Annotated in this window: 1 protein-coding gene and 2 pseudogenes; 2 read left to right on the forward strand and 1 reads right to left on the reverse strand. The window is 59.3% G+C overall.

Going from position 1 to position 14,936, the window contains the following annotated elements; all coding sequences use genetic code 11:
• The first annotated feature begins 69 nt into the window (after window positions 1–69).
• The gene (locus KPG66_RS14825; protein WP_237071294.1) at window positions 70–13,590 is read left to right on the forward strand and encodes a non-ribosomal peptide synthetase; all 13,521 of its coding nucleotides are present in this window, start codon (window positions 70–72) and stop codon (window positions 13,588–13,590) included.
• A gap of 67 nt (window positions 13,591–13,657) precedes the next feature.
• Window positions 13,658–14,125, forward strand: a pseudogene (locus tag KPG66_RS14830) (IS110 family transposase); the annotation flags it as partial.
• 71 nt (window positions 14,126–14,196) lie between these two features.
• Here KPG66_RS14830 and KPG66_RS14835 read toward each other — a convergent pair.
• Window positions 14,197–14,591: pseudogene (locus KPG66_RS14835) on the reverse strand (transposase); the annotation flags it as partial.
• Window positions 14,592–14,936 lie beyond the last annotated feature (345 nt).

The following is a 14,936-nucleotide window of genomic DNA, read 5'->3' on the forward strand; positions in this document are numbered from 1 at the left end:
CCGTATTAATATCTGTTCGTACAACTATTAAACATCAGGCTGCTCGGTTGCCTGAATCGGAGCTTTGTTATGGACGCTAGCATCACGCCTGTTACACAGCCGTTATCCAGTGCGCAAACCGAAATCTGGCTCGCGCAGCAGCTGCATCCAGACAGCCCCGTGTACAACATTGCGCAGTACATAGTTATCGAAGGCGCGATTGAACCGGCCGTCTTTGAAGCGGCATTGCGTCAAGTGATCGATGAAGCCGACACCCTGCGCTTGCAATTTGTCGACAGCGATGATGGGCTGCGGCAGAGGATCGGTGCACCCGCATGGTCAATGCCGGTGCTGGACCTCACGGCGCAAGCCGACCCTCAGGCAGCGGCCCAGGCGTGGATGTGCGCCGATTATCAGCAGCCGGTGAATCTGATGCAGGGCCCGCTTTTTTGCTATGCGTTGCTGAAAGTGGCGCCCGCGCAATGGATTTGGTACCAGCGCTATCACCATATCATGATGGATGGCTATGGCCAGTCCCTGATCACCCAACGCGTTGCACACGTGTATAGCGCGCTGTGCGCGGGCGTAACGTCAGAGCCGTGCACTTTCGGCTCCGTCCTGGAGTTGTTGGAAAGCGATGCGCAATACCAGGCGTCTGCTCAGCGCGCACGGGACGAAGCGTATTGGCTCAAGCACTGCGCCAATTGGCCCGAGCCCGCAACGCTGGCAAGCCGCAGTGCCCCTGTTTTACAGCAGCGGCTGCGTCAGACGACTTATCTGGCCACCCAGGCGTTGGGCGACACTGCGTCGGATGCCCGTCGGCTAGCACAGTTTGTGACGGCGGCGATGGCCGCGTATCTTTATCGATTCACGGGTGAACAAGACGTCGTATTAGGTCTTCCGGTCAAGGCCCGCTTCGGTGCCGACCGCCATATTCCCGGTATGATATCCAACATACTGCCACTGCGGCTCACAATGCGACCAGGGATGAACCTATCGTCGTTCATGCAGCAGGTCGCGCAGGAGATGCAAAGTGGGTTGCAGCACCAACGCTACCCGAGCGAAGCGCTGCGGCGCCAACTTGGGCTGTCGTCCGGGCAACAGCTGTTTGGTACCACAGTCAACGTGATGCCATTTTACCAGGATCTATTGTTTGCTGGGTATCCGTCGACAAGACATAGTCTGCTCAGTGGTCCGGTCGAGGACTTGATGCTGTGTGTCTATTGGACACCGGGCAGCCATCAATTACGGATTGACTTGAACGCCAATCCTGCCTGCTACACCACGGAGGCACTCGGCGCACATCAGCGTCGGTTTATCCGGTTCATGCAGGTGTTAGCTGCCGATGCTACGCAACCGATTGACAGCATCGACCTGCTCGACGCCAACGAGCGGCATCGGCTGCTGGTCGAGTGGAACGCAACACAGCGCGATTATCCAGCGCATCTGTGTGTCCACCAATTGTTTGAAGCGCAAGTTGAGCGCACGCCCAAGGCCACGGCGTTGGTCTATGAAGATCAAACACTGAGCTATACGCAACTGAATGCGCAGGCCAACCGCTTGGCACACCAGCTCATCGAGCTGGGCGTTAAACCCGATGTACGAGTGGCGATCTGTGTCGAGCGTTCGCCGGCGATGGTCGTCGGACTGCTGGCGATCCTGAAAGCCGGCGGCGCGTATGTGCCGCTCGACCCAAGCTATCCGGGCGAGCGGCTCGCGCATATTTTACGGGATGCCGCGCCGATGACTGTGCTGGTCCAGACTTCGACACGAGACTTGATTGGCAAGCAACTAATACCGGTCATCGATTTGGATGCCGGCGCTGAATGGAATTACCCGGAGCATAACTTACGAGTGCCGTCTTTGACACCGCACCATCTAGCTTATGTGATTTATACCTCTGGCTCTACGGGCCAGCCCAAGGGGGTTGGAGCAACCATTGGTGGACTGACTAACCGCCTGCTGTGGTTCACTCAAGATGTACTAGAGGAACCCCCGGTCACTGCATTGAAGACGAGTATCGGTTTTGTGGATTCGATCACCGAGACGCTCGGGGCGTTGCTCGCAGGTGGCATGCTAGTCGTATTTGACAACGCCACCGTTAAAGATGTGCCTTTGTTCGCGCGACGCTTGCGGCAGACTGGCGTGACCCATCTAGTTATCGTGCCGTCATTGCTCAAATGCTTTTTGGAAAAAGAAAAAAACCAACTCGACAGACTGCGAGTGCTCATATGCAGCGGTGAGCGGTTAGCACCCGAGTTGGCGCGACAGGTTATTGCCACATGGCCGAGTATTCAGTTGTTCAATTTTTACGGGTCGTCGGAAGTGAATGGTGACGTCACGAGTTATCAATACGGCCGCGTGGACCAAATATTGCCACAGGAGGTCATCGGCCGCCCAATTGCAAACACACGCATTTATCTGCTCGATGCGCAGGGGCAGCCGGTGCCGCTGGGCGCGGTCGGCGAATTGTATATTGGCGGCGTGGGCGTGGCGCGTGGTTACCTAAACCGCCCGGAGCTGAGCGCCGAGCGCTTCGTGCGCGATCCATTCTCTCAAGAGCCCTATGCGCGGATGTACAAAACGGGCGATCTAGCCCGTTATTTACCGGACGGCAACCTGGAGTTCCTGGGCCGCAACGATGATCAGGTCAAGATCCGCGGCTTTCGCATTGAGCCGGGCGAGATCGAAGCATGCCTCACTCAGCATTCGCAGGTGCGTGACGCGGTGGTGCTCGTGCGAGGCGAAGACAACGGCAAGCGTCTGGTCGCGTACGTGGTCGCTGAGGCCGTTGAGCACTTGGCCAGCACGCTGCGCGCGCATGTGGCGGCGAGTTTGCCTGAATACATGGTGCCCAGTGCCTTTGTGCGGCTTGACGCGCTCCCCTTGACGCCCAATGGCAAGCTAGACCGACGTGCGTTGCCCACCCCAAGCGCTGACGCGTTCGCGCATCACGCGTACGAGGCTCCGCAAGGCGAGTTCGAGACCACACTGGCTCAAATCTGGGCCGAGCTGCTAGGCGTCGAGCGTGTAAGCCGGCATGATAGCTTCTTTGCGCTTGGTGGCCATTCGCTGCTCGCGGTGCGATTGATTGAGCGCCTGCGCCTACTAGGCTTGGACCTGTCCGTGCGCGCGCTATTTGACACCCCGGTGCTCAGTGCGCTGGTGCAAACGTTGAGCCAGCATCATGACGTAGTGGTGCCACCCAACGTCATTACGCCCGACACGACGGCGCTCACGCCTTCGATGCTGCCGCTTATTGAGCTGACGCAGGCTGATATTGACCACATTGTCGAACAGGTGCCCGGTGGCGTCGCGAATATCCAGGATATCTATGCGCTGTCGCCGCTACAGGACGGGATTCTCTTTCACCATCTGCTCGCCAGCGAAGGTGATCCGTATCTGCTGATCACGCAACTAGCCTTTGATACGCGAGCGCGGCTCGATCAGTATCTGGATGCGGTCCAGCAAATCGTGAATCGCCACGACATTTTGCGCACTGCGTTTATTTGGAAAGGCTTGTCCACGCCCGCGCAGGTGGTCTGGCGTGATGCGCCGCTGTCGACCACTGAACTGACTCTGGATCCTGCCAACGGGCCGATTGCCGAGCAGTTGGTGCAGCGCTTCGATTCTCGCCATACTCGGCTGGATCTGACGCAAGCGCCGCTGCTGCGTTTTGCAATTGCTCAGAACACCGATGGCCGCTGGTTGCTGGTGCGACTACTGCACCATCTGATTGGCGATCGCTCGACTGCTGAAATGATGCACGCGGAGGTGCAAGCGTTCATTGCAGGTCAAGGCTGGACGCTGCCTGCGGCACAGCCGTTCCGTAACTTGGTCGCGCAAGCGCGCCTGGGTGTAAGCCAAGCCGAACACGAGCACTTTTTTACCGACATGCTCGCCGACATCGAGGAGCCAACGCTGCCGTTCGGCTTGGCGCAAGTGCATCGTGACGGCGCACACGTGCGTGAAGCGCACCGCAGGCTACCGCAGGCACTAAACGATAGGCTGCGCGCGCATGCGAAGCGCCTAAACGTGAGTGTCGCGAGCCTGTGCCATTTGGCGTGGGCACAGGTGCTCTCATGCGCCAGTGGCCAACAGTCGGTTGTGTTTGGTACGGTGCTGTTTGGTCGGATGCGCGCGGGCGACGGTGCCGATTGCGCGATGGGGCTGTTTATCAATACGCTGCCGCTGCGCGTGGACTTAGAGGGCAGTGTGGAGGCAGCGGTGCGTGCCACGCATGCGCGTCTAGCGGCGCTGCTCGAGCATGAGCATGCGTCGCTGGCGCTGGCGCAGCGCTGCAGTGGGGTGCCGGCCGGCACGCCGCTCTTTAGTGCGCTGCTCAATTACCGGCACAATACGATGGGCTCAAACGAGCGCAACATCCTCCCGGGTGTGGAGCTGCTGTATGCCGAAGAGCGTGACAATTATCCGATCGGGCTGTCGATTGAAGATTTTGGACAAGCGTTGGAACTAATTGCGCAAATCGTTGAGCCACTGGATCCCAACCGGCTGTGCGGATATATGCAGCAGGCGCTGGAAAGCCTGGCTGATGCGCTTGAGGGAACGCCCGGCCAGCCGATTGGGCAGCTGCAGGTACTCCCCAGCGAGGAGCGAACCTTACTGCTTCAGACGTGGAACGCGACGCAGCGTGATTACCCGGCACATCAATGCGTTCACCAACTGTTCGAAGCACAGGTGGCGTGCACACCGGAGGCAACCGCGCTAGTCTATGAAAGCCAGACACTGAGCTATGCGCAACTGAATGCACAGGCTAACCGTTTGGCGCATCAGCTGATCGAGTTAGGCGTGAAGCCCAATACACGCGTGGCCCTATGCGCTCAGCGCAGCCCGGAAACGGTCATGGGCATGCTCGCCACGCTCAAGGCTGGCGGCGTGTATGTGCCGCTCGATCCCACCTATCCGCCAGAACGCCTGGCTTATATGGTGACGGATAGTGCGCCCATCGTATTGCTCAGCATGGGAGTACCGCCTGCCACAGTGACGCAAAGCTTAGGCGCTAGCGTGCCGGTACTGGACCTGTACGCTGATGCAGCGCAGTGGGCCCATCAAAGCGCGCACAATCTTGACGCGTGCAAGTTGTCGCTGAATGCACAGCATTTGGCCTATGTAATTTATACGTCAGGCTCCACAGGCCAGCCCAAAGGGGTCATGGTTCCCCACCAAGGCGTCACCAATCTTGTCACCGCAATCGCGCGAGCGCTTGGCATCACGGCGCAGGACAGGATGCTGCAATTTGCGCCGCTGTCTTTTGATACGTCGGTCGAGGAGATCTTTACGCCGTTGACACAGGGGGCGGCAGTGGTGCTGCGCACGGATGCATGGTTGAGCGGGGCCGCACCATTTTGGACGCTTTGTGAACGTCACCAGGTGAGCGTGGTGGATTTACCCGTGCAGTTTTGGACACAGTTGGCGCAAGACGCAGCGCCCGTTGCCAGCCGGATACGCGCCATTCTCATTGGGGGAGAGGCGTTAAGCGCGTCAGCACGTGATGCCTGGTTTGCAGGTGAGGGGCACCGGCCACGCTTGCTGAACGTTTATGGCCCGACCGAGACAACGGTGACTGCGACTGTGTATGAGGTCACCGACGACGAAAGTAGCTGGCGCACGATTGGACGGCCCATTGACAACACCCGGCTCTATATCCTAGATCGCTACGGCCAGCCGGTGCCGCTGGGCGCAGTCGGCGAGTTGTATATTGGCGGTGCGGGCGTCGCGCGCGGTTACTTAAACCGCCCGGAGCTGACCGCTAAGCGTTTTGTGCGCGATCCGTTCTCGGTTGAGCCCGACGCGCGGATGTACAAAACGGGCGACTTGGCTCGTTATTTGTCTGATGGCAATCTTGAATTTTTGGGCCGCAACGATGATCAAGTCAAGATTCGCGGCTTTCGCATTGAGTTGGGGGAAATCGAAGCGTGCTTAACGGCGCACCCGCAGGTGCGTGATGCGGTGGTGCTGGCAACAGGGGAGGGCTCGGCTAAGCGGCTGGTGGCGTATGTGCAGGCCGAAGCGGACGAGCAACTCGCAAGCACACTGCGTGCACAGGTGGCGGCGAGGCTGCCTGAGTATATGGTGCCCAGTGCGTTCGTGCGGCTCGATGCGTGGCCCCTGACGCCCAACGGTAAGCTGGACCGGCGTGCGCTGCCCGCGCCAAGCGCGGACGCGCTTGCGCATCAAGCGTATGAAGCGCCGCGAGGCGAGCTCGAGACCACACTGGCGCAAATCTGGGCCGAGTTGCTGGGCGTCGAGCAGGTGGGCCGGCATGATAACTTTTTCGCACTGGGCGGCCATTCACTGCTCGCGATACGTTTGATGAATCGGGTGACCGCACTCGGTATGCCATTGCCGCTCGCGGCATTGTTTGCCGCGCCCACGCTGGCTGGGCTAGCTGCCGCGATCAGTGCGCAACGCACGTCAGGCAGTAGCGTATCGTCGGCGATTACGCCGGTGTCGCGTGACGGAGCATTGCCGCTGTCGTTTGCGCAGCAACGGCTATGGTTCCTCGCGCAGCTCGACGGGGCGAGCGACGCCTATCATATACCGCTTGCGCTGCGCGTGCGGGGGCCGCTAAATCGGGGCGCATGGCAGCAGGCGCTGGATGCGCTCTTGGCGCGCCACGAAGCGCTGCGCTCGGTGTTTGTGAACATTGACGGTCAACCGCAGGTGCAGCTGTTGTCCGCCGAGACAGGCGTGCCGATGACTTGGCATAACCTGCGCGGCGTGCCCGACGCGGATACCCAACTCGCCCGGCTCAGCGCGAGAGAAACACAGGCGCCGTTCGATCTGGCGCGTGGCCCGCTGATGCGCGCCTGCGGCATTCAATTGGCTGATGACGAGTACGTCATGCTGCTCGTGCAGCACCATATTGTGTCGGATGGCTGGTCGATCGGCGTGATGGTGCGCGAACTGAATGCGCTGTACCGCGCAGCCTGTGACGGCCAAGCCGATCCATTGCCGCCGCTGGCGATTCAGTATCCGGACTATGCAGCCTGGCAACGGCAGTGGCTTTTGGGTGAGCGGCTGCAAGCGCAAAGCGACTATTGGCGTACGACGCTCGCGGATGCACCGGTGATGCTGGAGTTGCCCACTGATCGGCCTCGTCCGGCGCAGCAATCGTTTGCCGGTGCGCAGGTGCCGATTCGTATCGATGCCCAAACCACGGGGGCGCTCAAGCGCGTAAGCCAAGCGCACGGCGCAACGCTGTTCATGACGGTGCTCGCGGCGTGGAGCGCGGTGCTCGCGCGGCTGTCGGGGCAGGATGATCTGGTCATTGGCACACCGAGCGCCAATCGCAACCACTATCAAATCGAGCCGTTAATTGGCTTTTTTGTCAATACGCTCGCACTGCGCGTAGATTTGTCCGGTGAGCCCAGTGTGACACAGTTGCTCGAGCGCGTGCGGCGCACGACGCTGGACGCACAAGCGTATCAAGATTTGCCATTCGAGCAAGTCGTGGAGATCGTGCAGCCGCCGCGCCGGCTCGAGCATACGCCGCTGTTTCAGGTGATGTTTGCGTGGCAGGACAGTGAGATCGCGGCTTGTAACCTACCCGGCTTGACTGTGCAGCCGATGGAGCTCGTCTATGACGTTGCCAAGTTTGATCTGGAGTTAGGTCTGTACGAGGCGGGCGAGGAAATCGTCGGTAGTCTGGGCTATGCGACGGCGTTATTTGATCGCGTGACGATCGAGCGGCATGTCGGGTATCTGCAGGCCATGTTGCAGGCGATAGCCGCTGACGACCAGTGCCTGGTTAATCGCGTCGAGTTGCTGGCGCCGGCTGAGCGCACCCTGTTGCTTGAGACGTGGAACGCGACGCAGCGCGATTATCCAGCGCATCTGTGTGTCCACCTATTGTTTGAAGCGCAAGTTGAGCGCACGCCCCAGGCGACGGCACTGGTCTACGAAGACCAGACGCTCAGCTACACAGAGCTCAATGCGCAAGCTAACCGCTTGGCACACCAGCTGATCGAGTTAGGTGTGAAGCCCGATGCACGGGTGGCGCTATGCGCTCAGCGCAGCCCGGAGACGGTCGTGGGCATGCTCGCCACGCTCAAGGCCGGCGGCGCGTATGTGCCGCTGGATACCACCTATCCACCAGAACGCTTGGCTTATATGGTGAAAGATAGTGCCCCTGCAGTATTGCTCAGCGTGGGGACACCGCCTGCCGCGGTAACGCAAAGCTTAGGAGCCGGTGTGCCGGTACTGGATCTGCACGCTGATGCAGCGCAGTGGGCCCATCAAAGCGCGCACAATCTTGACGCGTGCAAGTTGTCGCTGAATGCACAGCATTTGGCCTATGTAATTTATACGTCAGGTTCCACAGGCCAGCCTAAAGGGGTGATGGTTACACACCACAGCTTGGTCAACCTGGTGACAGCGATGGTGCGCAGCCTTGGCTTAACTGCGCAAGACAGGATGTTGCAGTGTTCGTCTTTGTCCTTTGATGCGTCAATTGGGGAAATGTTCGTCACGCTCACTCAGGGCGCGACTTTAGTGCTCCGCACTGATGCTTGGTTAGCCGGGGCCCAGTCATTCTGGGCACTTTGCCAGGCCAACCGTGTCAGCGTAATGGATTTGCCGACTCAATTCTGGACTCAACTGGTCCAGGAAAAAATTCCCCTCCCCAACAGTGTACGTGTGGTCATGATTAGTGGAGACGCGTTGAGCGCGTCAGCACGTGATGCATGGTTTGCCGGCGAGGGACACCGGCCGCGTTTGCTGAACGTTTATGGCCCGACCGAGACGACGGTCACCGCAACTGTGTATGAGGTCACCGACGACGAAAGTAGCTGGCGCACGATTGGACGGCCCATTGACAACACCCGGCTCTATATTCTGGATGCGTATCAACAACCCGTCCCGTTGGGCGCGGTCGGCGAGCTGTATATTGGCGGTGCGGGCGTTGCGCGCGGTTACCTGAACCGGCCGGAGTTGAGCGTCGAGCGCTTCGTGCGTGATCCGTTCTCGACTGAACCCGATGCTCGGATGTACAAGACGGGCGATCTAGCCCGTTACTTACCGGACGGCAACCTGGAGTTCCTGGGCCGTAACGATGACCAGGTCAAAATTCGCGGCTTTCGCATTGAGCCCGGTGAGGTTGAGGCGTGCTTGGTGCAACACCCCCAGGTGCACGATGCGGTGGTGCTCGCACAAGGCGAAGGCAACGCCAAGCGCCTGATCGCGTATGTGGTCGCTGAGGCGGATGAAACGCTGGCGAGCACATTGCGCGCGCATGTGGCCTCAGCGTTGCCCGAGTATATGGTGCCCAGCGCGTTTGTGCGGCTCGATGCGTTCCCCTTGACGCCCGGCGGCAAGCTCGATCGTCGTGCGCTGCCGGCACCGGATGCGCAAGCATTCGCGCATCAGGCGTATGAGGCGCCGCAAGGCGAGCTCGAGACCACGCTGGCTGCGATTTGGTCCGAGCTACTGGGTGTAGATAAGATTAGTCGTCGCGACAGCTTTTTTGCCTTGGGCGGTCACTCGCTGCTGGCGGTGCAGCTCATTGAGCGCCTGCGCCGTCGCGGTCTGGGGATGTCCGTGCGCGCATTGTTTGACACGCCGGTGCTCAGCGCACTGGCCCAGTCGCTGGGCCAGCATCGTGACGTGGTGGTGCCACCCAACGTCATGACGCCCGAGACGACGGTGCTCACGCCCTCGATGCTGCCGCTCATCGAGCTGACGCAGGCCGATATTGACCACATTGTCAAGCAGGTGCCCGGTGGCATCACGAATATCCAAGACATCTATGCACTGTCGCCGCTGCAGGACGGTATCCTGTTTCACCATGTGCTGGCCACCGAAGGCGATCCCTATTTGCTGATCACGCAGTTCGCTTTTGATAGTCGTGAGCGGCTTGACCAGTATCTGCACGCGCTGCAGCAGGTGATCGATCGTCACGATATTTTGCGTACCGCGTTCGTGTGGGAAGGCGTGTCTATGCCCGCGCAAGTGGTGTGGCGCTACGCGCGGCTGCCGGTGACCGAGCTGACGCTCGATCCGACCGATGGACCGATCGCCGAGCAGTTGGCGCAGCGCTTCGATCCGCGTCACACTCGGATGGATTTGACGCAAGCGCCGCTGCTGCGTTTTGCGATTGCTCAGGACAACGATGGCCGCTGGCAGGTAGTCCAGCTGTTGCACCACCTGATTGGTGACCACTCGACTGCTGAAATGATGCACGCGGAGGTGCAAGCGTTCATTGCAGGTGAAGGCCGAACGCTGCCTGCTGCACAACCGTTCCGTAATTTGGTCGCGCAGGCACACCTGGGTGTAAGCCAAGCCGAACACGAGCACTTTTTTACCGACATGCTCGCCGACATCGAGGAGCCAACGCTGCCGTTCGGCTTGGCGCAGGTGCATCATGACGGTGCACACGTGCGTGAAGCGCACCGGATGCTGCCGCAGGCATTGAACGATCGGCTGCGCGCGCACGCCCGAGGCCTGGGCGTGAGCTTAGCGAGCCTGTGCCACCTGGCGTGGGCACAGGTGCTCGCACGCACGAGCGGTCAGCAGCACGTGGTGTTTGGCACGGTGCTGTTCGGGCGGATGCAAGCGGGTGAGGGTGCCGATCGTGCGATGGGGCTCTTTATCAATACGCTGCCGCTGCGCGTGGATTTGGACGGCAGTGTTCAGGCGTGTGTGCGGGACACGCACGCGCGGCTGGCGGCGCTGCTGGAACACGAGCATGCGTCACTGGCGCTCGCGCAGCGCTGCAGTGGGGTGCCGGCGGGCACGCCGCTGTTTAGTGCGCTGCTCAATTACCGGCACAATGCGATGGACTCAAACGGGCGCGGCGGGCTACCGGGTGTCGAATTGTTGAGCGCGCAGGAGCGCACCAATTACCCGTTGACACTGTCGGTGGAGGACTTTGGGCAGGCGCTGGGGCTAACGGCCCAGAGCGTGCCGTCGCTGGAGCCCGAGCGAGTGTGCGCGTATATGCAGCAGGCGCTGCACAGCTTGGCCGACGCGCTCGAGACGGCGCCCGACACCGCCGTGCAGCAGTTGCAGGTGCTGCCCGAGGCCGAGCGCCAGTTGTTACTTAACACGTGGAATGCGACGCAGCGGGACTATCCGTCGCACTTATGCATCCACCAGTTGTTCGAAGCGCAGGTTGAGCGTACTCCCGAGGCGCCAGCGCTGGTGTATGAAGACCAAACGTTGAGCTATGCGCAGCTGAACGCACAGGCCAATCGCCTCGCGCACCAGTTGATCGAGTGGGGCGTCAAGCCCGATGCGCGCGTGGCGATCTGCGTGCAGCGCAGTGCTGCGCTGGTCGTGGGGTTGTTGGCGATTTTGAAGGCCGGGGGTGCGTATGTGCCGCTGGATCCGAGCTATCCGAGTGAGCGCTTGGTGCACATCCTCACCGATGCGGCGCCGAACATTGTGCTGGCCGATGCGGCCGGGCGCGCTGCGCTGGGCGAGGCGGCGCTGGCCGAGTGTACGGTGCTCGATCCGGCCACCCTGCCGGCGTTGCCAGACACGAATCCGTCGGTGGCGGGCCTGACGGCCCGGCATCTGGCGTATGTGATCTATACGTCGGGCTCCACCGGCACACCCAAGGGTGTACAGAATGAGCACCAAGCGCTCGTCAATCGTCTGGTGTGGATGCAACAAGCTTATGGTTTGACGACGGCCGATCGTGTGCTGCAAAAAACACCCGTGAGTTTTGACGTGTCTGTGTGGGAATTTTTCTGGACTTTACTCAATGGCGCTACCCTGGTTGTGGCGGCACCCGATGTGCATAAAGATCCGGCTGCCTTGATAGAGTTGATCATTCGGCAGCGCATCACTACGGCTCATTTTGTGCCGTCCATGCTTAGCGTGTTTTTGCACAATGAAGGGGTTCAGCACTGTACGTCTGTAAAACGGCTGATTTGCAGTGGCGAAGCGCTGCCAGGGGCGAGTGTGCGGCTTTGCCAAACGCTGTTACCGGGCGCGCAGCTGTATAACTTGTATGGTCCGACGGAAGCGGCAATTGACGTGACGGCCTGGAGCTGCCCGGCAAACTATACAGGGGACACTGTGCCAATCGGCCGGCCGATAGCGAACATAAGGATCTATCTGCTCGATGCGCACAGCCAGCCAGTGCCACTGGATGCGGTCGGCGAGTTGTATATTGGTGGCGCTGGGGTGGCACGGGGCTATCTGAACCGCCCGGCGTTGAGCGCCGAGCGCTTTGTACCTGATCCGTTCTCAGAGGACGCGGATGCACGGCTGTATAAGACTGGGGATTTGGCACGGTATTTACCGGATGGCAATCTGGAGTTTGTGGGGCGCAACGATGAGCAAGTGAAGATTCGCGGCTTTCGGATTGAACCGGGCGAGATCGAAGCGTGCTTAACGGCACACCCGCAGGTGCGTGATGCGGTGGTGCTCGCGTGCGGTGAGGGCACGGATAAGCGGCTTGTTGCGTATGTGGTCGCTGAGGCCGATGAGTCGCTGGCGAGCACGCTGCGTGCGCAGGTGGCAGCAAGCCTGCCCGAATATATGGTACCCAGTGCGTTTGTGCGGCTGGATGCGTGGCCGCTGACACCGAACGGCAAGCTCGATCGACGTGCACTGCCCGCACCCGATGATCAGGCGCTTGCGCGGCAAGCATATGAAGCGCCGCAAGGCGAACTCGAGACGACGCTCGCGATGATTTGGGCTGAGCTATTGGGTGTGAAGCGTATCAGTCGGCACGACAGCTTCTTTGCGTTCGGGGGCCATTCGTTGCTCGCAGTACAGATGATTAGTCGCAGCCGCACGGCATTAGGCTTGTCCATTTCGATGCGCACGCTGTTTGAGGCGCCGACTCTCGCGGCACTAGCACAGCGTGTATCCGCGCAAGACAGCGAGCAGGATGACTCGTTTGCTGTTTTGCTGCCGATTCAGCCGCACGGCACTCGCCCTGCGCTTTTCTGCGTCCATCCCGTCAGTGGACTGAGCTGGCACTATCGAGGTCTATCGAGCCATTTAGAGGCGGATCAACCGGTCTATGGCTTGCAAGCACGTGGACTTGATGGCGTTTCGTCGCCTGCTCCCACAATCGAGGCGATGGCGGCGGACTATATTGATCAAATCCGCCGTATTCAGCCCAATGGGCCTTACTATCTGCTGGGCTGGTCGTTGGGTGGAAACGTCGTGCACAGCATGGCCACGCAGCTTGAACAACAGGGTGAGCGGGTCGCATTGCTGGCGGTGCTCGATGCCACGCCAGACCATGCTCAACGACATGATGAGTCGGAAGTCATCGAAGGAGCGGATTTTTATATCTCTCTGTTTGCGCGCCACGATGCAGCCAGTTCGTCAGACGCAGGCCATTATTTGTGGGAGAAAATCCGCGCGGTGATTCAGAACAACCAGCGCATTGTGACGAGCTTTTCGCCACGTATTTATGGTGGCGACATGCTTTTTTTCCGTGCCACGATGCTACAGGATACGTCTGATAAGCTCATTCCACCGCAGGCATGGCAGCCTTACGTTCGGGGCTATGTTGAAGTGCACGACATTGCCTGTAAGCATTACGATATGGAGTTGCCGACCCCGACTGCCCAGATTGGTCATATTCTTCGCCAGAAGTTAAATGCATTACATAAGCATCAAAAATGATGTTAGAAAGAATATGTATTATATTAATTAATAATTGGATTTTATAAAATCGGTTTGTATAGCCAGCATGGACAACGATAGCACGCTATACGTTGGTTTGGATGTACATAAGGAATCGATCACAGTCGCCTATGCCATCAATGGGGGCGAAGTCGAATCGATGGGCAAGATTGGAGCGACTGCGACGAACATCGATTGCCTATGTAAACGGCTACAGTCGAGAGCACGGCAGGTGTGCGTCGTGTATGAAGCGGGTCCTTGTGGCTACGGCCTGTATCGGCGTCTGAACAAGCAAGGTTTCGACTGCATGGTATGCGCGCCGTCACTGATTCCGCGCAAGCCCGGGAAACGCGCGAAGATGGATCGGCGTGATTCGATCAAGTTGGTGCGTTCCCTGCGCGCTGGAGACTTATCGGCAGTCTACGTGCCGAGCCTTGAAGATGAGATGTTCAGAGATCTGGCGCGGGCCTGGACATCTGCCAGGGATAATTTACGGCAAGCTCGGCAGCGGCTGAAGTCATTTCTGCTGTCGCACCGGTCCGGCGCGCGCATCTCGCTTGCGATGACCGCGAAGCCGCGCCGCTGTTCCTCGGCGCGCTGTTTCCACGGCCGCGCTCGATAATACGCGCTCGATCTCGCGATGCCCACTAGCCGCGCTTGCTGCAAAACCGGCAGCGCATGCGTACGCTCGATCATCGCTTTGCGCTCAGCAATCCCGCTTGGGTGAGCGCACCTTCTAAAAAATCGTTCTCCAGGGTCAAATGGCCGATCTTCGCATGCAGCGCCTTCAGGTCTACCGGCGGCTCACTCGACAACATGCCAGCCGTGCCGAACACGTCCGCCGCGTGTTCCTGCAACTGCCGTTTCCATTGCGTGATCTGGTTCGGGTGAACATCGAACTGCTGCGCTAGTTCGGCCAGCCTCCGCTCGCCTTTGAGCGCCGCCAGCGCCACCTTTGCTTTGAACGTCGCTGAATGCGTCCGTCTCGTTCTCTTCGTCATCTTCCAGGTTCCTTTGCCAGCATTATCGCCGGTTCAGGCCCCCGTCCTTTCCACTTATCCAACTGTCCGAACTTGCGCAGCCACCTCTGCGAATTGCGGCAACCAATGCGATGCAAATGTTAAAGGGCTGGTGCTAAGAGTTAAACAATGCTAGATAAAAGAGGGATTCAGTCATATGATAAATGGCACAATATATGAACACTGCCAGCTAAACTGTTTATTGAAGCTCTTGGTGCAGTATGCTTAACGCACAGGCGTGATGTGCTATGCCTATCCCATAAGGAACGACGAAATTGGACGTGAATTTTTCGCAATAAGATGAATAACCCTATATTTCATTCATGT

Origin of the sequence: Mycetohabitans sp. B2 (assembly GCF_021733735.1) — a bacterium.
GTDB lineage: Bacteria > Pseudomonadota > Gammaproteobacteria > Burkholderiales > Burkholderiaceae > Mycetohabitans > Mycetohabitans rhizoxinica.